Origin of the sequence: Rathayibacter sp. PhB1 (assembly GCF_004362935.1) — a bacterium.
GTDB lineage: Bacteria > Actinomycetota > Actinomycetes > Actinomycetales > Microbacteriaceae > Rathayibacter > Rathayibacter festucae.
The window spans coordinates 371,679-389,910 of sequence record NZ_SNYD01000001.1 but is presented as its reverse complement, the minus strand read 5'-3'; the positions used below and the strand labels follow the sequence as shown (position 1 = coordinate 389,910).

Here is an 18,232-nt window from a genome sequence, read left to right as displayed (position 1 = left end):
TCCCGAGCCCTAGCCCGCGAGCGCGCCGGCGTCGAACGGCTCGGGACGGAAGTCGAAGGCGACCACCCCGGCCGTGTCGAGCAGCGGGCCGACCAGGCCCTTGAAGGCGTCGTGCGCCGGATCGAACAGGCCGGGGCCGTCGACCGCGGGGCGACCGATGTAGTAGTTCAGGTCGCCCTCCGACGCGAAGGTCAGCAGGAACGCGCGGTCGAAGCCCTCGCCCGCACCCTCGGTGCTGAGCTGCGGGCCGTTCTCGATCGAGACGATGTACGGGCGGCCGTCGCGGAGGCACTCCTCGCCGAGCGCGAGGAAGGACGCGATCACGCCGTCCACCTCGGCGACGAGCGCCGTCGGCCGGAAGCGGAACAGGACGATGTGCCGGATGGTCCCCGGGCGGTAGTCCGCGGCGACGAAGCGCTCGGGGCCGACCTCGGCGATCGCGCGGGCGGCGCGGTCGGGGCCGCTCGTCCAGCGGGAGCCGATCGTCTCGGGGGCCGCGGCGACGACCTCCGCTGCCGTGGTCTCCACTGCCGGGGTGCTGAATCCTGTGTCGCTCATGCCGACGCCTCTCCGGCGCGGGCGGCACGCCGCCGCTCACGATACCCCTCGACCAGGTTGTAGACGACCGGCAGCACGACCAGGGTGAGCACGGTCGAGGACACCAGGCCGCCGATCACGACGATCGCGAGCGGCTGCGAGATGAAGCCGCCGTGGCCGGTGATGCCGAGCGCCATCGGCAGCAGCGCGAAGATCGTCGCGAGCGCCGTCATCAGGATCGGCCGGAGCCGCCGCTCGGTGCCGTGCAGCAGCGCCTCGCGCACGGGCATCCCCCGCTCCCGGTACTGGTTCACCAGATCGATCAGCACGATCGCGTTGGTGACCACGATGCCGATCAGCATCAGCACGCCGATCAGCGAGGGCACGCCCAGCGGGACGCCGGTGAGCACCTGCAGCAGGATCGCGCCGGTCGCCGCGAACGGCACCGACACCAGCAGCAGCAGCGGCTGCAGGAGCGAGCGGAACGTGGCGACCATCACGACGTAGACGATCAGGATCGCCACCAGCAGCGCGATCCCGAGCTGCGAGAACGCGTCGCTCTGATCGGCCGTGACGCCGCCGAGCGAGGCGGAGACGCCGGCCGGCAGCTCGGTGTCGTCGATCGCGCTCTGCACCGCGACGTTCGCCGAGGCGAGATCGTCGCCCTCCGGCGTCACCGTGATGGTGGCGGTCCGCTGTCCGCGCTCGGTGGTGATGCTCGCGGGCCCGTCGGTCCGCTCGACGACGGCGAGCGAGGAGAGCGGCACCGTGCCGGTGCGCGTCGGGATCTCGAGGGCCGACAGCTCGTCGAGGGTGGCCGGCGGCTGCGCGTCGGCGAGGTAGACGGAGAGGGTGCGGTCGTCGATCACGACACTGCCCGTCTGCGTCGGCTGCAGCGCCTGGCTGACGAGCGTGCCGACCGCGACCTCGGTGAGCCCGGCGTCGGCGGCCGCCGCGCGGTCGACCCGCACGGCGATGTAGGGCAGCGAGGAGGAGAGGTTGCTCTCGGCCTGGCTGATGCCGTCGGTGCCGCGCAGCGCCGTGAGCAGCGCGTCGTTCGCGCTCTGCAGGTCGCTCTGCGAGGCGGTGGAGAGGTCCACCTCGATGTTCGAGGAGGCGCCGAAGCCGGAGGACGCGGCGACGCTGATGTCGTCGGCCGAGGCGACCGAGCCGAGCGCCGTGCGGACGTCGGCCTGCACGGTCTCCTGGTCTGCCGACTCGTCGGTGGTGACGGAGTAGCGGATCGAGGTGCCGCCGCCTCCGCCGCCGAACGCGCTCTGCAGCCCGCCGCCCGCCGAGCCGATCGAGAGCTGCACGGTCTGCACGCCGCCGACCTCGAGGATCGCCGCGCTGGCCTGCTGCGCGGTCGCGTCCTGGGCGTCCAGGCTCTGCCCGTCGGGCACGGTCTGGGTGACGGTGAAGGTGTTCTGACCGCTCGCCCCGAGGAAGTTGGTCTTCATCAGTGGGTAGAGCGCGCCGGTGCCGACGAGCACGAGGAGCGCGAGCAGGACGGTCGCGACGGAGTGCTGGAGGGTCCAGGCGATCACCGGGCCGTAGACCCGCTGCAGGCCGGCCGCGCGGCGGGGAGTCGCACGGGCGCTGTGGCGGGCGTGCTCGGGCTCGGCCTCGGGAGCCGGGACCACGGTCTCGCCGGCTGCGCCGCGCTCCTCGGCGAGCGCCGCCTGCGCCGCCTCGCGGACACCGGGGCGCTTGGAGGGCCGGAGGAACCAGTACGCCAGCACCGGCACGATCGTCAGCGCGACGAGCAGCGACGCCAGCAGCGCGATCGACACCGTCAGCGCGAACGGCCGGAACAGCTCGCCGGTCGTGCCGCCGACGAACGAGATCGGCAGGAACACCGCGACCGTGGTGATCGTGGAGGCGGTGATCGCGCCCGCGACCTCGCGCACCGCGACCGCGATGGTGGCCGCGCGATCCTCCCCCGCGTCGAGGTGCCGCTTGATGTTCTCGATCACGACGATGGAGTCGTCCACCACGCGGCCGATCGCGATCGTCAGGGCGCCCAGGGTGAGGATGTTCAGCGTGTAGCCCGCGGTCTGCAGGCCGATGAAGGTGATCAGGACCGAGGTCGGGATCGAGATCGCGGTGACCAGCGTCGAGCGCACCGAGAGCAGGAACAGCAGGATCACGAGCACCGCGAAGACGAGGCCGAGCGCCCCTTCCTGCGCGAGCGACTCGATCGAGTCCTGGATGTAGGGGGCCTGGTCGAAGACCGAGGTGAAGGTCGCGTTCTCGCCGAGCGACGCCTCGAGATCCGGCAGCAGCGCCGTGACGCCGGTGGAGACCTCGACCGTGTTCGCCGCGGGGAGCTTGGTGATCGAGAGGGTCAGCGCCGGCTGGCCGTTCACCCGCGAGATCGAGGTGATCGGGGCGTCGGTGACGGCGACAGTGGCGACGGATCCGAGGGTGGGGGCGGGCGTGGGCGCGAGGGCACCGCCGACCTGGATGCCGGCGGCCGCAGAGGCTCCGGCGGACCGGATCAGCGGCAGCGCCGCGATCGCGTCGGTCGAGTCGAGCTTGACGCCGGACTGCACCGAGAAGGTGCTGCCGTCCTGGGTGATCTCGCCGCCCGCGACCAGCACGCCGTTCTGCTGCAGCGCGGTGCGGATGTCGGCGGTCGAGAGACCGGCGGCGTCGAGCGCCGCGTCGTCCGGGGTGATCGTGACGCGCTGCGCGCTCTCGCCGACCAGGGCGATCTCGCGGACGCCGTCGACCTTCTCCAGATCCGGGATGACGCTCGTGCGCAGGCGGTCGGCGAGCGCCTTCGCGTCACCGTCGCTGGAGACGGCGAGCTGCAGCACCGGCAGGTCGTCGAACGAGCCGGTCACCACCTGCGGGTCGACGCCGTCGGGCAGCGTGCTCTTGATCCGGTTGATCGCCTGCAGGATCTTCTGCTCGGCGGTCGCCAGGTCGGTGCCGTAGGCGAAGGAGGCGGAGATCAGCGACGAGTTCGTGGACGAGGTCGCGCTGGTCGTCTCGAGCCCCGGCACCCCCTGGATGGCGGTCTCGATCGGCGTCGAGACGTCGTCGTTGACCACCTCCGGAGCGGCACCCGGGTAGCTCGAGATCACCGCCAGCTGCGGGAAGGAGATCGACGGCGCGAGCTCCTGCTTCAGCCCGGTGAGGGCGACGCCGCCGAAGACGGCGATGACGACCGTGACGAGCGCGATGAGCGCCCGGTTCTTCATGCTGAGGACCGCGAGGAGATGCACGCCGTGAGTCTTCCATCAGCTGGCTGAGTATTCGTCCCCCTCCGGGAGGACCTGGAGGATCAGACGACGTCGGCCAGGTAGCCGGTGTCGGCCGCCGGGTGGCGCGCCACCTGGCTCCACGCGACGGCGAGCGCGTCCACGGCCCGGTCGGTGATCTCCGGCGAGTAGCCGATCGGGACGCGCAGGAAGCGCTCGAAGGCGCCGTCGATCCCGAAGCGCGGGCCGGCCGTGATCAGCAGGCCCGAGGTGCGGGCGGCGAGAGCGAGCTGCGAGCTGGCCGGGCGGCCGAGGCCGACCCAGGTGGAGAGGCCGCCGGAGACCCGCGGCACGCTCCACTCCGGGATCGCGCGGGCGAGCGCCGCCTCGAGGTGGTCGCGGCCGGCGCGCAGCTGCTCGCGGCGCAGCTCCAGCACGCCGTCCATCCGGCCGAGCATGTCGGCGACCAGGAGCTGCTCGACGATCGGACTGCCGAGGTCGCCCGCCGATCGCGCGGCGACGAGCTTCCGGATGACGCTCCGCTCGGCGCGGATCCAGCCGATCCGGATGCCGCCCCAGAGCGTCTTGCCGACCGAGCCGATCGAGATCACCGTGCCCTCGGGCCCGTAGGAGGCGAAGGGCAGCGGCGACATCCGCCTGTCGATGTCGAGCTCGGCGGTGGTCTCGTCGGCGATGATCAGCGTGCCCTGGCGCGCGGCGGCCGCGATCGCACGCTCGCGCAGATCCACGGCCATCGAGCGGCCGGTCGGGTTGTGGAAGTCGGGCATCAGATAGGCGAGCGTCGGGCTGGTGCCGCGGATCGCCGCGATCAGGCCCTCGCCGTCCCAGCCGTCGGCGCCGTCCACGTTGACCGGCACCAGGCGGGCGCCGGCGAGCCGGAGCGCCTCGTAGGCGTGCGGGTAGGTCGGCGCCTCGATCAGGGCGCGGTCGCCGCGGGCGAGCAGGGTGCGGGCGACGAGCGCGATCGCGTGCTGCGCGCCGATGGTCACCATGATCTGGCCGGGCTCGGTACGCAGCCCGCGGCGGGTGTAGCGCTCGGCGATCGCGCGGCGCAGCAGCGGCAGGCCGACGGTGTCGTAGGAGCCGTCCTCGAAGTACTCCGGCGCGAGGCGCGCGGCGCGGGCGTAGGCCTCGGCGAGCTCGGGCACGGCGGGCAGCGCCGCCTTGGTGAAGTCGACGAAGTCGGGCGCGAGGGTCGGCACGGCGTGCACCGCGGCGCCGGGGAGGCGGGTCGCGCTGCCGGAGCCGCGGACGCTGACGAGGTAGCCGCTGTCGCGCAGCTCGCGGTAGGCGGCGGCCACGGTGGTGCGGCTCACACCGAGCCGCGCCGACAGCTCGCGCTCGGCAGGCAGCCGGCTGTCCGTCGGGATGCGGCCGTCGATGCTGAGCAGGCGGATGCGGTCGGCGAGGGCGAGGTACGCGGGGCGGGTGCCGCGCTGCTCGCGCCAGTCGCCGAGGAGGGTCTGCAGGGCGCGAACGCCGAAGTGGACATCAGCCATGCGTCCAAGATAGCCGGATTGGACCGCGCGGAGAAGGCCACTCCTGCGATGGGATTCTCGGCATGACTATCACCGCGCCCCTCGCCGTCCCCGCTCCCCCGGTGAGCCAATGGCGGCTGCGACCCGTGCCGCGGCTGCTGGTCGGGCTCGTGCTCTACGGCTTCGCCGACGCGATGATGATCCGCGCGTCGATCGGCGTGGACCCGTGGACCGTCTTCGCCCTCGGCGTCGCCCGCCAGACCGGACTGGGGATCGGACTGCTCACCAACGTGATCGGACTGCTCGTCCTGCTGCTCTGGATCCCGCTGCGGCAGCGACCCGGCCTCGGCACCGTGCTGAACGTGCTGGTGGTCGGCACGACGATCGGCGTCGGGATCGAGCTGCTCGCCGTGCCCGCCGAGTGGTGGGGGAAGGCGCTGCTGTTCGCCGGCGGCCTGGTGCTGCTGGCCGTCGCGAGCGGGATCTACATCGGCGCCCGCCTCGGCGCCGGCCCGCGCGACGGCCTGATGACCGGCCTCCACAACCGCCTCGGGCTGCCGATCTGGGCGGCCCGCGGCGGCGTCGAGCTCACCGTGCTCCTGATCGGCTGGGCCCTCGGCGGCGACGTCGGCCTCGGCACCCTCGCCTTCGCCCTGCTGATCGGCCCCCTCTGCGCGGTGACCCTGCCACTGCTGGGCGTCCGCCGCCACTGACGGCACACCATGCTGATCGAGTAGCCCGCAAAGCGGGCCCCTTCATGCTGATCGAGTAGCCCGCGAAGCGGGCGTATCGAGATCCACCACCGCCAGCAGGACGAGTCTGCAGACCGCCCTGCTGAGAACGGTGGGTCTCGATACGCCGCTCCGCGGCTACTCGACCAGCATGAGACGGCAGACCTCCGCTGAGGGAGCAGCCCCCTTCATGCTGAGGAGCCCGCACAGCGGGCTCCCTTCATGCTGATCGAGTAGCCCGCGCAGCGGGCGTATCGAGATCCACCGTGGTGCAGACGGTGGGTCTCGATACGCCCCTGCGGGGCTACTCGACCAGCATGTGGCCGCCCAGCGCTCCTCCTAGCGCTTCGCGCTCAGCTCCGCGCGGGTGCGCTCGGCCTCGTCCGAGTCCTGGATGGAGGCGATGCCCTCGGTGATCGAGGTGCCCGAGGCGGGGGCCTCGTGCTCGTCCGCGCCGAGGGTGGCCTCGTCGAAGGGGGCGCGGCCGCCGAGCACCTCGCGGACCTGCACCATGTCGATCTGCTTGGTCCAGGTGCCGACGAGCAGGGTGGCGACCGCGTTGCCGGTGAAGTTGGTGACCGCGCGGGCCTCCGACATGAAGCGGTCGATGCCGACGATGACGCCGACGCCGTTGACCAGGTCGGGGCGGAACGACTGCAGACCGCCGGCCAGCGTGGCGAGGCCGGCGCCGGTGACGCCCGCGGCGCCCTTGGAGGCGACCATCATGAAGAGCAGGAGCCCGATCTGCTCCGGGATCGACATCGGGGCGCCGGTCGCCGAGGCGATGAAGAGCGAGGCCATCGTGAGGTAGATCGCGGTGCCGTCGAGGTTGAAGGAGTAGCCGGTCGGGACGGTGATGCCGACGACGGGCTTGGAGACGCCCAGGTGCTCCATCTTGGCGATCAGGCGGGGCAGAGCGGCCTCGGAGGAGGAGGTGCCGACGATGAGCAGGTACTCGCGGGCCAGGTACTTCATCAGCGAGAAGATGCTGACGCCGGTGACCAGGCGCAGCAGCAGGCCGAGGATGACGACCACGAAGATCGCGCAGGTGAGGTAGAAGCCGATCATCAGGGTGGCGAGGGCGACGACCGCGCCCCAGCCGGTCTTGCCGACCACCGCGGCGATCGCGCCGAACGCGCCGATCGGCGCGACCCAGAGCACCATCGAGAGGATGCGGAAGACCAGCACCTGGAGCTGCTTGATCGCGCCGAGGATCGGCTGGCCCTTGGCGCCCATCTTCTGCAGCGCGAAGCCGACCAGGAGGGCGACGAAGAGCGTCTGCAGGATGCTGCCGTCCACGAGCGAGGAGAACAGCGAGACCGGGATGATCCCGAGGATGAAGTCGCTGGTCGACTCCGCCTTGAGGTCGGTGGTGTCGTAGGTGGCGCTCGAGATGTCGAGGCCCTCACCCGGGTGCAGGATGTTGCCGACGACCAGGCCGATGGCCAGCGCGAAGGTCGACATCACGATGAAGTAGCCGAGGGCGAGACCGCCGACCTTGCCGACCGTCGCAGCCTTGGCGATCGAGCCGATGCCGATCACGATCGTGCAGAAGATGATCGGCGCGATCATCATCTTGATCAGTCCCACGAACGCCTTGCCGACGGGCTCGAGCGTCGCGGCGAACGCGGGGGCGACCAGGCCGACGATCACGCCGGCGACGACCGCGATGATCACGGCGATGTAGAGCCAGTGGTTGCGGTCGATCCGCCGGCGGGTCTTCGCGGGGGTGGCCGCGGGGCTGAGCCTGTCGGTGCGGGGCCGGTCGGCGGGGCTGCCGGGCGTCTTCGCCATGAGCGTGTCCTGTCTCTTCATCGAGCTGGGAGGGGGTGAGACGATGCTCGCCCCCGCGGGTCGCCCGTCCGATGTTGCGTTCATACTGTTCACGGACATCGAGCTGTTCACGGACATCGAGGTCCAGGTCGCGGACGAGGAGGTCGGATGCCCGGAGCGAGCCCCCGCGGCAGCATCGCCGCGCGGCTGTTCGCCGTGCAGCTGATCTGCATCCTCGTGATCGGCGCGATCGCGGTGCTGGTCCTCGCCTTCGACGCCCGCGGGCGCGCCGGCGACGACGCGGCCCAGCGGAGCCTCGTGGTCGCGCGCACGGTCGCCGACAACCCGTTCGTCCTCGACGCGGCGCAGGGCGCGGACCCGTCCGCCTCGCTCCAGCCCTACGCGGAGGAGATCATGGCCGACACCGGCGTCGACTTCCTCACGATCATGAACCCCGACCGCACCCGGTACACCCACCGCGACCGCGCGCAGATCGGCCTGCCGTTCATCGGCACCATCGCCCCGGCGCTCGAGGGCCGGACCTTCACCGAGACCTACACCGGCACCCTCGGCCCCTCGGTGCGCGCCGTCGCCCCGATCGAGAGCGCCGACGGCACCGTCGTCGCGCTGGTCTCGGCCGGCGTGACCCTGAGCCGCGTCGACGCCTCCTTCCTCCCCCGGCTCCAGGTAGTCGCGGGAGGCGTGCTCGGCGCGGTGGCGCTCGGCGGCGTCGGCTCCTGGCTGCTCGCCCGCTACCTCCGCCGGGTCACGGGCGGCCGGGGGCCCGAGCAGATGAGCCAGGTCTTCGCCTACTACGAGTCGGTGCTGCACTCGGTGCGCGAGGGGCTGCTCCTCGTCGACGACCGCGGGCGGCTGGTGCTCGCGAACGACCACGCGCTCGAGCTGCTCGGGCTCGAGGGCGTGTCGATCCCCGTGCCCGTGGCCGAGCTCGACCTCCCCGACGCCCTGCGCGCGGTGCTGCTCGCCGACGAGCCGGTCGCCGACCGCCTGGTCGTCGCGCACGAGCGGATCCTCGTGGTCAACGAGCGACCGGCCGCCTCCCCCGGTGCCCGGCCGCTCGGCACCGTCACGACGCTCCGCGACCGCACCGAGCTGCAGCGGGTGTCCGGCGAGCTGGAATCGATGCGCACCCTCTCGGACGCGCTGCGCTCGCAGACCCACGAGTTCTCCAACCGCCTGCACACCATCGCCTCGCTGATCGAGCTCGGCCGGCCGGAGGAGGCACTCGCCTTCGCGGCCGGCGAGCTGAACCTCAGCCAGCGGCTCGCGGACCGGGTGCTCGGCTCGGTGCAGGAGCCGGTGATCGCCGCGCTGCTGCTCGGCAAGGCCGCCCAGGCCCGCGAGCGCGGGGTCGAGCTGCACCTCGAGACGCACCTCGAGCCGGGCGCGCAGGGCTTCGAGCCCGGCGACCTGGTGACCGTGCTCGGCAACCTGATCGACAACGCGCTCGACGCGGCCGCCTCCTCCGCCGCCGACCGCGAGCCGTGGGTCGAGGTCTACCTCGGCCTGGCCGAGGCGTCGGGAGCCGAGGGCGCCGAGCTGGTGCTGCAGGTCTCCGACAGCGGACCCGGCGTCGCCGAGGCGGCCGACGTCTTCGCCCGCGGCTACTCGACGAAGGAGTCCGACGCGTTCGGCCGCGGCATCGGTCTCGCGCTGGTGCAGCAGGTGGTGCAGCGGCTCGGCGGGAGCATCGAGGTGACGCGCCACGTCGGCGCGGTGTTCACGGTGCAGCTGCCGCTGCGGGACCCGGCCGGGGCGACGCGATGAGCACCGCGCCGATCCGCGTCCTCGTCGTCGAGGACGAGCCGCTGACCGCGAGCGCGCACGCCGACTACGTCCGCCGCGTCGAGGGCTTCGAGGTCGCCGCCGTCGCCGGCAGCGGGGCGGAGGCGATCCGGGCCCTGCGCGCCGATCCCGCGATCGCGCTGATCCTGCTCGACATGAACCTGCCCGACATGGGCGGGCTCGACCTCTGCCGCGCCGTGCGGACCGCCGGCCTGGACGTCGACGTGATCGCGATCACCGCCGTGCGCGACGCGGCCGTGGTGCGCGCCTCCGTCGCCGCCGGGATCGTGCAGTACCTGATCAAGCCGTTCGTCTTCAGCGTCTTCGCGGCGAAGCTCGCCAGCTACCGCCAGTACCGCGAGCGGATGCACGGCGCCGACGTCGCGAGCCAGCACGAGGTCGACGGCGCCTTCGCCGCACTGCGGACGTCCAACGCGCCGGGCCTGGCGAAGGGCCTCTCCGCCGAGACGCTCGACGCGGTGACCGCGCTGCTGGGCCCGGTCGGCCTCTCCGCGGGCGAGCTCGCGGCCCGGCTCGACGTCTCGCGGGTCACCGCGCGGCGCTACCTCGAGCACCTCGCCGACTCGGGAGTCGCCGAGCGCGCCCCGCGCTACGGCTCGCCGGGACGGCCGGAGCTGGAGTACCGCAGGGTCTGAGCGGCTACTGCGTGTACGACGACAGGAAGTTCCCCAGCCGCTCGATCGCCTCGGAGATCACCCGCTCCTCCGGCAGCGTCACGATCCGCAGGTGGTCGGGCGTCGGCCAGTTGAAGCCGGTGCCGGGCACCAGCAGGATGTGCTCGGCGAGCAGCAGGTCGTAGACGAGCCGCCCGTCGTCGCGGATCTCGTGCACCTCGGGGTCGAGCCGCGGGAACGCGTAGAGCGCGCCCATCGGCAGCTCGCAGGAGACGCCGGGGATCGCCTGCAGCCCCTTCGACGCGGCGTCGCGCTGGCGCCGCAGCCGCCCGCCCGGCGCGATCAGCGCCTCGATCGACTGCACGCCCGAGAGCGCCGCCTGCACCGCGTACTGCCCCGGCACATTGGGGCAGAGCCGGGTCGAGGCGAGCAGGGTGATCCCCTCGAGGAACCCCGCCGCGTGCTCGCGCGGCCCGGTGATGGCGAGCCAGCCGGAGCGGTAGCCGGCGACGCGGTAGGTCTTCGACAGGCCGTTGAAGGTGAGGCAGAGCTGGTCCGGCGCGAGCGACGCCAGCGGGATGTGCTGGGCGTCGTCGTAGAGGATCCGGTCGTAGATCTCGTCGGCGAGCAGCAGCAGCGAGTGCTCCTCGGCGAGCGCGACGATCCCCTCGAGCACCTCGCGGGTGTAGACGGCGCCGGTGGGGTTGTTCGGGTTGATCACGACGATCGCCTTCGTGCGCGCGGTGATCTTCGAGCGGATGTCCTCGAGGTCGGGCTGCCAGCCGTCGTCCTCCGCGCAGCGGTAGTGCACCGCGGTGCCGCCGGCGAGGCTCGTCATCGCCGTCCAGAGCGGGTAGTCGGGCGCCGGGATGAGCACCTCGTCGCCGTCGTCGAGCAGCGCCTGCAGCGTCATCGTGATCAGCTCGGACACCCCGTTGCCGAGGAACACCCACTCCGGGTCCACCGGCGGGAAGCCGGGGACCTCCTCGTAGCGGTAGGTCACCGCGAGGCGGGCCGAGAGGATCCCGCGGCTGTCGCTGTAGCCGTGCGCGCTGGGCATCGCGGCGATCATGTCGCGGACGATCTGGTGCGGCGCCTCGAAGTCGAAGCCGGCCGGGTTGCCGGTGTTCAGCTTGAGGATCCGGTGCCCCTCGCTCTCCAGCCGCGACGCCTCCACGAGCGCCTTGCCGCGGATCTCGTAGAGGACGTTGCGGAGCTTGGAGGACTGCTCGAGGGGGCGCGGCGGGGTCATCGGTCCAGTATTCACCGGCCGACGACCCCGAGCGCCGGTCAGCCCCTCGTGGCGCGGACCGCGGCGGCGATCTCCTCCTCGATCAGGTCGAAGTTGATCGCGGCGGCGACGCGCAGGCCGTCGGCGGCCGCCGCCATCACCTGCGACATCGGCTCCACCAGCGAGCCGGCGGCGAAGACCCGCGGCGCGGTGGTGCGGCCCATCGGGTCGACGGTGAGGTGCCGGGCGGCGCCGGAGGGGTGGTCGACGAGCTCGAGGCCGAGGCCGTCCGGCAGGTTGCCCTCGACCCGCGGGCCGACGACGAGCGCGTCGAGCTCGAGTCGGCGGCCGTCGACGACGACGCCGACCAGGCGGTCGTCCTCGACGAGGACCTCGGTGACGGCCCCGTCGATCAGCTCGATGCCGCGGGCGGCGAGTCCCTCGGCCTCCTCCGCTCCCGGCGCGAAGACGCCGTTCGTGAGGATCGACACCCGGTCGCTGAGCTGGCGGAACATCTGCGCCTGGTGGCCCGAGAAGCCGCTGCCGAGCACGGCGATCCGGCGCCCGCGCACCTCGAAGCCGTGGCAGTAGGGGCAGTGTTGCACGTCGCGGCCCCAGCGCTCGGCGAGCCCCGGGATCCCGGGCAGCCGGTCGGTGGAGCCGCTGGCGAGCAGCAGGCGGCGGGCGCGGAGCACGGTGCCGTCGGCGAGGGTCGCGGTGACGCCGCCGTCGGCGGTCGAGGCCGACACGATCCGCCCCGGGACGACGCGCACTCCGTAGCCCTCGGCCTCGATCCGGGCGAGGCGGGCGAGCTCGACGGGCGCGGTGCCGTCGCGGGTGAGCACGTTGTGGGCGCCGGGTGAGGGCGCGTTGCGGGGCGGCCCGCCGTCGACGACGAGCACGTCGCGGAGGCTGCGGCCGAGGGCGGCGGCGGCGGCGAGTCCGGCGAAGGAGGCGCCGGCGATGAGGACGTCGGGGAGGTCTGAAGCGGTCATGTCCCGAGCATCCGGTGGCGGCCGCGGTCCGTCGAGGATCCGTGCCGTTCCGGCACGACCGCGCGGCCCGCGTGCCAGGATCGGCGCATGCCCGAGCACTCCGAGCACGACACTCCCTCCGACGACGAGATCGTCGCCGCCGTCGGACCCCGCCTGAAGCGCCTCCGCCTGCGCCGCGACCGCACGATCGCCTCGCTCGCCGCCGAGACCGGCATCTCGGCGAGCACGCTCTCGCGTCTGGAGAGCGGCGGCCGGCGCGCGACGCTCGAGCTGCTGCTCCCGATCGCCCGCGCGCTCGGCACTCCGCTCGACGAGCTGGTCGGCGCCGCACCTGAGGACCCGCGCGTGCACGGCCGGCCGTTCACCCGGCACGGGATGCGGATCCAGCCGCTCAGCCGCGACGCGGGCGCCCTGCAGGCCTTCAAGACGACGATCCCCGCCGGTCCGATCCCCGCGCCGGAGCAGCAGCGCACCCACGAGGGCTTCGAGTGGCTCTACGTGCTGAGCGGCCGGCTCCGACTGCGCCTCGGCGAGCACGACATCGTCCTGCCGGCGGGCGAGGCGGCCGAGTTCGACACCCGGGTGCCGCACTGGTTCGGCCGGGCCGACGAGCAGCAGGTCGAGTTCCTCAGCCTGTTCGGGCGCCAGGGCGAGCGGATGCACGTCCGCGCGTCGACCCGGCGCTGAGACGGCGGCACCGAGACGGCGGCGGCTCAGCCCTCGCCGAGCACCTCGCGGACGAAGCCGGTCGTCTTCACGCGCAGCGTCGCGATCCGCTCGGCCTTCGCCGCCTCGACGTCGAAGCCGACGTAGGCGACCGAGGGCCGGGTGCGGACGTTCGCCGAGCACTGGAAGTCCGCGCAGACCAGCGTGCCGAGGGAGTCGCCCGCGCGCCCGGCCGGGCCGGCCTTCTTCGCGCCGAAGAAGACCACGTCGTTGGGCAGCCGGATGTCTCGGCACCAGGAGCACTGCGCCCGCGAGCGCGGGTTCGCGTCGGCCTGGCGGAGCAGGACGCCCACCAGCCGGTCCTCGAGCGGCACGACGACGTAGGCGCGGCGGCCGATCTTCCTGTCGCGCCAGCCGAGATGGTCGAACGACTCCCAGTCGAGGTCGTCGAAGCCGGCGGGGAGCGAGAGATCCGCGACCTCCTTGCGTGAGGCGTTCACGAAGGAGTCGCGGATCTGCTGGTCGGTGAGGGCGCGCATGTCCTCTCCAGCCTAATCAGCCGAGCGGCTCGGCCGGGGGGGGTCAGCCGAGGTGCGCGACGGCCTCCCGCGGAGCCTGCGCGAGGAACTGCTCCCTCTTGATCCGGATCATCGTGAACGCGATGACCGCGGCGAGCACCAGGCCGACGGCCGCCGCGATGAACACCGCGGAGTAGCCGTCGACGAAGGCGACCGGCGAGGACTGCTCCCCCGCGACTCCGGCGTAGATGGTGGTGAAGACGGAGAGGCCGATCGAGCCGCCGATCTGCATCGCGGCGTTGGCGGTCGCGCCGGCGGCACCGGCGTCGTGGCCGGCGATCCCGGTCAGCGCCACGTTCTGCACGGGCACGAAGATCATCGCCATGCCGACGCCGAGCAGGATCAGGCCGGGCAGCACCTGCACGAGGTAGGAGCCGTCCGCGGTGATGCGGCTGAGGTAGAGCAGGCCGGCGGCAGCGATCAGCGGGCCGACGATCATCAGCAGGCGCGGGCCGACGGTCGGCAGCAGCTTGGTGGCGATGCCCGCGACGATCATGATCGTGACGGTCATCGGCAGGTTGGCGAGGCCGGCCTCGAGCGGCGCGAGGCCGAGCACGAGCTGCAGGTGCAGCGTCAGGTAGAGGGTCGAGCCGATCATGACGCTGCCGACGATCGCCTGGATCAGGAACGCGCCGCCGCGGATGCGGTCGGTGACGATGCGCAGCGGCAGCAGGGGGTGGTCGGAGCGGGCCTGGATGCGGACGAAGACCGCGAGCAGCAGGACACCGGCGAGCAGGAAGCCGAGGGTGTCGACGCGGAGCCAGCCCTGCTCGGCGAGCGTGAAGCCGTAGACGAGGCTCGCGAGGCCGAGCGCGACGGTGATCGTGCCGGCGATGTCGAAGCGGTTGCGGCCCTCGGCACGGCTCTCGGTCACCAGCAGGGCGCCGGCGACGACGCCGATCAGCACGACGGGGACGTTGACCAGGAGGCACCAGCGCCAGTCGGCGAACTCGGTGAGCAGACCGCCGAGGACGAGGCCGACCGCGGCGCCCGCTCCGGCGACCGCGCCGAAGACGGCGAAGGCGGTGTTGCGCTCGCGCCCGCCGGGGAAGGAGACGGTGAGCAGCGCGAGGGCGGCCGGGGCGAGCAGCGCGGCGAAGGCGCCCTGCAGACCGCGGGCGGCAATCAGCTCGGTGCCGGTGGAGGCGACGCCGCCCCAGGCCGAGGCCGCGCCGAAGCCGACCATGCCGATGAGGTAGGTGCGCTTGCGGCCGGTGTAGTCGGCGATGCGGCCGCCGAGCAGGAGGAGCGCGCCGAAGGCGAGCGCGTAGGCGGTGACGACCCACTGGCGCTCGACGTCGGTGAGGCCGAGGTCGGCCTGCGCGGCGGGGAGGGCGATGGTGACGATCGTGCCGTCGAGGACGACGACGAGCTGGGTCATCGCGAGGATCACGAGGACCCACCAGCGGCGGGAGGAGGAGGGCGCGGGCATTGCGGAGCCTTTCGAAGCGGAGGGAGCGGGACCGGCGGGTCCGGATCCGAGCCGCGTCTCTGGGGCTGAACCACCCCAACTGGTTGGTTGGGCATCGACGAGTGTACAGTTCGAGCGCCCGGAGGTGTAAGCGTGAGCGAGAAGAAGATCGAGCACGACGCGGCGGTCCCCGCCCGCGAGCGCATCCTCCGCGCCGCGACGGCCGAGTTCGCCGAGCACGGCTTCGCCGGCGCCCGCGTCGACCGGGTCGCCGCCGCGGCCGGCCTGAACAAGGAGCGGCTCTACGCCTACTACGGCGGCAAGCGCGGCCTGTTCGTCGCGACCGTGGTCGGCGCCCTGGAGGCGCTCGACGCGACGCTGCTCGCCGAGGCCGCCGACCTGCCGGACCTGGCCGGCCGGATGTTCGACCACGTCTGGGACCGCCCCGAGTTCCTCCGCCTGCTCACCTGGGCGCGGCTCGAGGGCGGCGGCGTCTGGGAGGAGGCGGGCGAGCGCCTCGGCAGCCGTCCCGCGCCGGAGGCCCGCGTGCTCGAGTGGCAGCAGGCGGGGATCGTCGACGCGAGCTGGTCGGCGGAGGACCTCTTCATCGCCCTGCTCGGGCTCTGCGAGATCTGGCACCTGACGCCGTTCGCGCAGCGCGGGGGCGACGGCGGGAGTCGCGAGCGCCGCCGCGCCTTCGTCGTGCACGTGGCGACCCTGGTCGGTTCGCCCGCCGGCGTCAGTCCGCGGTCGTGAGCCGCTCGAGGTAGCCGGCGAAGGCGAGCAGATCGGCCTCGGGCCAGCTGCTCAGCGCCTCCTGCATCCGCTGGCGCTGCTGACCGCCCAGGTCGCCCATCCGCTCGCGGCCGTGCTCGGTCAGCGTGAGGAAGCGGGCGCGGCCGTCGGCCGGGTCGGGGGCGGTCCCGACCAGCTCCAGCGCGCAGAGCTGGCGGATCTGCCGGCTGATCACGCTGCGGTCGACGCCGAGGCGCTCCGCCGCGACGCTCGAGTGCACGGGACCGCAGCGCTCCAGCATCCGGAGCAGCCGCAGCCCGAACGGCGGCAGCCCGGGGTCGATGCTCGCCGCCGCGTCGCGCACGGCCGTCCGGACCTGCACGGCGAGCGCGGTGATCTGCTCCTCGACCTGGAGCAGCGCGCTCGCCGGGGCGGCGGTCGGGACGGCCGGTGCGGCGGTCATCAGGGGCGCTCGGCCACGTCGATCGCGCCGGTGGTGGTCGCGGCGTGCCGGGCGTGGGCGACGGGAGCCGCGTGGCGGCCGTGCGCGCTGTCGTCGTGAGCGCGGTCGACAACGACGCGGTCGACGTGGGTGCGCTCCTCCGCGTGCACCGCGCTGTCGCTCCGGACGCTCTGCCCGACCGGGCGCAGGCCCGCCTGGCCGTCGGAGGCCGCGATCAGCGCGTCCTCCGCGCCGGCGACGACGCCCGAGGGCTCCGTCTTGCGCTGCACGGCGTTCATCGTGCCGAGCGGCGCGTTCGGCAGCAGCAGGACCGCGATCAGCGTGATGACCGCGAGCGGGATGCTGTAGAGGAAGACGTCGCCGACGCCGATGCCGTAGGCGCTCTCGACCACGACGCGCACGGCGTCCGGGAGCGTGTTGACCTGCGGGATCGTGCCGCTGCCGAGCGCCTGGGCGGCGATCGCCTGGTCGGCCGGCGCGAGGCCGGCGATGCCGGTCTTGATGTGATCGGCGATCACCGTGCCGAGCATCGAGCCCAGAACCGAGACGCCCACGGTGCCGCCGAGGCTGCGGAAGAAGGTGACCGCACTGGTCGCGACGCCGAGGTTCTTGATGTCGATCGAGTTCTGCACGACGAGCACCAGGTTCTGCATCAGCATGCCCAGGCCCGCGCCGAGGATCGCCATGAAGACGCCCACCAGCACGAGGTTCGTGTCGTAGCGCAGGGTGCTGAGGAGGAAGGTGCCGACGACCGCGAGCACGCCGCCGGTCACCATGATCGCCTTCCACTTGCCGGTGCGCGAGATGATCCCGCCGAAGATGGTGGACGCGATCAGCAGTCCGGCCATCATCGGGATCGTCAGCAGACCCGACTGGGTCGGCGTGGCGCCGCGCGAGAGCTGCATGTACTGCGCGAGGAAGACCGCGACACCGAACATCGAGACGCCGACCGAGATGCTCGCCACGACGGCGAGGCTGAAGGTGCGGTTCTTGAACATCCCCATCGGGATGATCGGCTCGGCGACGGTGAGCTCGGTGATCACCGCGGCGACCAGCAGCACGACGGAGCCGCCGACCATGACCGCGGTCTCCCACGAGGCCCACTCGAAGTTCTTGCCGGCCAGCGAGACCCAGATCAGCAGCAGCGAGACGCCGCCGGCGATGAGGACCGCGCCGAGGTAGTCGATCTTGACCGTGCGCTTGGGGTGCGCGGGGAGGCGCAGCGTCACCTGGAGCAGGATGATCGCGACGATCGCGACGGGCAGCGCGATGAAGAAGTTCCAGCGCCAGCCGAACGCGTCGGTGACGACGCCGCCGAGCAGCGGTCCGCCGACGGTGCCGATGGCCATCACGCCGCCGAAGAGGCCGGCGTACTTGCCGCGCTCCCGGGGGCTGATGATGTCGGCCATGATGATCTGGCTCAGCGCCGCGAGTCCGCCGGCGCCGAGGCCCTGGAAGACGCGGAACACGATCAGCATGTTCGTGTCCTGCGAGAACCCGGCCGCGGCCGAGCCGATCACGAAGATCGCGAGCGCGAGCTGGATCAGCAGCTTGCGGTTGAAGAGGTCGGCGAACTTGCCCCAGAGCGGGGTGGAGACGGTGGTCGCGAGCAGCGTCGCGGTGACGACCCAGGTGTAGGCGTTCTGGTCGCCCTTGAGGTCGGAGATGATCAGCGGCAGCGAGGTCGACACGACCGTGCCCGCGAGGATCGAGACGAACATGCCCAGCAGCAGTCCGCTGAGGGATTCGAGCACCTGGCGGTGCGACATGGCCCCGTCGGGGCCGGTGGGGGTGGTGCGCTCTTCTCGAGTGCGCGTGCGCTCTGCGCGGGACATACGGCTCCTTGTTCACGGTGCGACACCGGTGACGGTGCGGCGGTACTAGTTGACGGCGGTCAACTATTGACCGAGTGCAACTATATAGCCGAGCGAGGTGTTTCCGCCAGTGCCATGCCGGGGTGCTT

At 72.5% G+C, this 18,232-nt stretch carries 15 protein-coding genes; 5 read left to right on the top strand and 10 right to left on the bottom strand.

Annotated features, from left to right (window positions below):
- Positions 1–9 precede the first annotated feature (9 nt).
- From EDF17_RS01850 to EDF17_RS01840, 3 genes are read right to left on the bottom strand one after another with little or no spacing between them, the layout of a single operon-like run.
- Positions 10–558 (bottom strand): Dabb family protein, encoded by a 549-nt coding sequence (locus EDF17_RS01850; protein ID WP_123444909.1) that lies wholly within the window; start codon positions 556–558, stop codon positions 10–12.
- Complete coding sequence (locus EDF17_RS01845) at positions 555–3,770, bottom strand: efflux RND transporter permease subunit (RefSeq protein WP_123444908.1); 3,216 nt, start codon at positions 3,768–3,770, stop codon at positions 555–557. The genes EDF17_RS01850 and EDF17_RS01845 overlap by 4 nt, the downstream gene beginning before the upstream one ends.
- Before the next feature lie 59 nt (positions 3,771–3,829).
- A complete protein-coding gene (locus EDF17_RS01840; protein WP_123444907.1) occupies positions 3,830–5,266 on the bottom strand; it encodes a PLP-dependent aminotransferase family protein in 1,437 nt (478 codons plus the stop codon).
- A 62-nt stretch (positions 5,267–5,328) separates the two neighbouring features.
- Here EDF17_RS01840 and EDF17_RS01835 point away from each other — a divergent pair, with 62 nt between their 5' ends.
- Complete coding sequence (locus EDF17_RS01835; RefSeq protein WP_308197635.1) at positions 5,329–5,958, top strand: hypothetical protein; 630 nt, start codon at positions 5,329–5,331, stop codon at positions 5,956–5,958.
- 357 nt (positions 5,959–6,315) lie between these two features.
- Here the strand turns inward: EDF17_RS01835 and EDF17_RS01830 are convergent, their stop codons facing one another.
- Complete coding sequence (locus tag EDF17_RS01830) at positions 6,316–7,770, bottom strand: cation:dicarboxylase symporter family transporter (protein ID WP_123444906.1); 1,455 nt, start codon at positions 7,768–7,770, stop codon at positions 6,316–6,318.
- Positions 7,771–7,917: 147 nt separating this feature from the next.
- Between EDF17_RS01830 and EDF17_RS01825 the strand changes: the two genes are divergently transcribed.
- Together EDF17_RS01825 and EDF17_RS01820 are read left to right on the top strand one after the other, a co-directional pair.
- Positions 7,918–9,537 (top strand): sensor histidine kinase, encoded by a 1,620-nt coding sequence (locus EDF17_RS01825; RefSeq protein ID WP_133671828.1) that lies wholly within the window; start codon positions 7,918–7,920, stop codon positions 9,535–9,537.
- Positions 9,534–10,211 carry a response regulator gene (locus EDF17_RS01820; RefSeq protein ID WP_123444903.1) on the top strand — a complete coding sequence of 226 codons (678 nt, stop codon included), beginning with the start codon at positions 9,534–9,536 and terminating at the stop codon, positions 10,209–10,211. Before EDF17_RS01825 ends, EDF17_RS01820 begins: the two co-directional genes overlap by 4 nt.
- A 4-nt stretch (positions 10,212–10,215) precedes the next feature.
- Here EDF17_RS01820 and EDF17_RS01815 read toward each other — a convergent pair whose 3' ends face one another.
- Positions 10,216–11,442 carry a pyridoxal phosphate-dependent aminotransferase gene (locus EDF17_RS01815; protein WP_123444902.1) on the bottom strand — a complete coding sequence of 409 codons (1,227 nt, stop codon included), beginning with the start codon at positions 11,440–11,442 and terminating at the stop codon, positions 10,216–10,218.
- Positions 11,443–11,480: 38 nt separating this feature from the next.
- Positions 11,481–12,416: an NAD(P)/FAD-dependent oxidoreductase gene (locus EDF17_RS01810; RefSeq protein WP_123444901.1), complete on the bottom strand. Its 936-nt coding sequence runs from the start codon at positions 12,414–12,416 to the stop codon at positions 11,481–11,483.
- Between the two features lie 87 nt (positions 12,417–12,503).
- Here EDF17_RS01810 and EDF17_RS01805 point away from each other — a divergent pair, with 87 nt between their 5' ends.
- Positions 12,504–13,103 carry an XRE family transcriptional regulator gene (locus EDF17_RS01805; protein WP_123444900.1) on the top strand — a complete coding sequence of 200 codons (600 nt, stop codon included), beginning with the start codon at positions 12,504–12,506 and terminating at the stop codon, positions 13,101–13,103.
- Positions 13,104–13,129: 26 nt separating this feature from the next.
- Here EDF17_RS01805 and EDF17_RS01800 read toward each other — a convergent pair whose 3' ends face one another.
- Both EDF17_RS01800 and EDF17_RS01795 read right to left on the bottom strand, forming a co-directional pair.
- On the bottom strand, positions 13,130–13,621 hold the full coding sequence (locus EDF17_RS01800; protein WP_123444899.1) for an FBP domain-containing protein: 492 nt from the start codon (positions 13,619–13,621) through the stop codon (positions 13,130–13,132).
- A 43-nt stretch (positions 13,622–13,664) separates the two neighbouring features.
- Positions 13,665–15,092 carry an MFS transporter gene (locus EDF17_RS01795; RefSeq protein WP_166649576.1) on the bottom strand — a complete coding sequence of 476 codons (1,428 nt, stop codon included), beginning with the start codon at positions 15,090–15,092 and terminating at the stop codon, positions 13,665–13,667.
- Between the two features lie 132 nt (positions 15,093–15,224).
- On the opposite strand from EDF17_RS01795, the gene EDF17_RS01790 reads away from it, so the two are divergent.
- Positions 15,225–15,827, top strand: a complete 603-nt coding sequence (locus EDF17_RS01790) for a TetR family transcriptional regulator (RefSeq protein ID WP_166649575.1) — start codon at positions 15,225–15,227, stop codon at positions 15,825–15,827.
- Here the strand turns inward: EDF17_RS01790 and EDF17_RS01785 are convergent.
- Complete coding sequence (locus tag EDF17_RS01785; RefSeq protein WP_123444897.1) at positions 15,811–16,269, bottom strand: MarR family winged helix-turn-helix transcriptional regulator; 459 nt, start codon at positions 16,267–16,269, stop codon at positions 15,811–15,813. The genes EDF17_RS01790 and EDF17_RS01785 overlap by 17 nt on opposite strands.
- Positions 16,269–18,038 (bottom strand): MDR family MFS transporter, encoded by a 1,770-nt coding sequence (locus tag EDF17_RS01780; RefSeq protein WP_123444896.1) that lies wholly within the window; start codon positions 18,036–18,038, stop codon positions 16,269–16,271. Before EDF17_RS01780 ends, EDF17_RS01785 begins: the two co-directional genes overlap by 1 nt.
- Positions 18,039–18,232 lie beyond the last annotated feature (194 nt).

Excerpts from the sequence above, each read along its gene's own strand:
- EDF17_RS01825 (WP_133671828.1), top strand. The coding sequence starts at position 7,918 with ATGCCCGGAGCGAGCCCCCGCGGCAGCATCGCCGCGCGGCTGTTCGCC.
- EDF17_RS01840 (WP_123444907.1), bottom strand. The coding sequence starts at position 5,266 with ATGGCTGATGTCCACTTCGGCGTTCGCGCCCTGCAGACCCTCCTCGGC.
- EDF17_RS01780 (WP_123444896.1), bottom strand. The coding sequence starts at position 18,038 with ATGTCGCACCGCCAGGTGCTCGAATCCCTCAGCGGACTGCTGCTGGGC.
- EDF17_RS01800 (WP_123444899.1), bottom strand. The coding sequence starts at position 13,621 with ATGCGCGCCCTCACCGACCAGCAGATCCGCGACTCCTTCGTGAACGCC.
- EDF17_RS01785 (WP_123444897.1), bottom strand. The coding sequence starts at position 16,269 with ATGACCGCCGCACCGGCCGTCCCGACCGCCGCCCCGGCGAGCGCGCTG.
- EDF17_RS01805 (WP_123444900.1), top strand. The coding sequence starts at position 12,504 with ATGCCCGAGCACTCCGAGCACGACACTCCCTCCGACGACGAGATCGTC.
- EDF17_RS01815 (WP_123444902.1), bottom strand. The coding sequence starts at position 11,442 with ATGACCCCGCCGCGCCCCCTCGAGCAGTCCTCCAAGCTCCGCAACGTC.
- EDF17_RS01830 (WP_123444906.1), bottom strand. The coding sequence starts at position 7,770 with ATGGCGAAGACGCCCGGCAGCCCCGCCGACCGGCCCCGCACCGACAGG.
- EDF17_RS01835 (WP_308197635.1), top strand. The coding sequence starts at position 5,329 with ATGACTATCACCGCGCCCCTCGCCGTCCCCGCTCCCCCGGTGAGCCAA.
- EDF17_RS01820 (WP_123444903.1), top strand. The coding sequence starts at position 9,534 with ATGAGCACCGCGCCGATCCGCGTCCTCGTCGTCGAGGACGAGCCGCTG.
- EDF17_RS01810 (WP_123444901.1), bottom strand. The coding sequence starts at position 12,416 with ATGACCGCTTCAGACCTCCCCGACGTCCTCATCGCCGGCGCCTCCTTC.
- EDF17_RS01850 (WP_123444909.1), bottom strand. The coding sequence starts at position 558 with ATGAGCGACACAGGATTCAGCACCCCGGCAGTGGAGACCACGGCAGCG.
- EDF17_RS01795 (WP_166649576.1), bottom strand. The coding sequence starts at position 15,092 with ATGCCCGCGCCCTCCTCCTCCCGCCGCTGGTGGGTCCTCGTGATCCTC.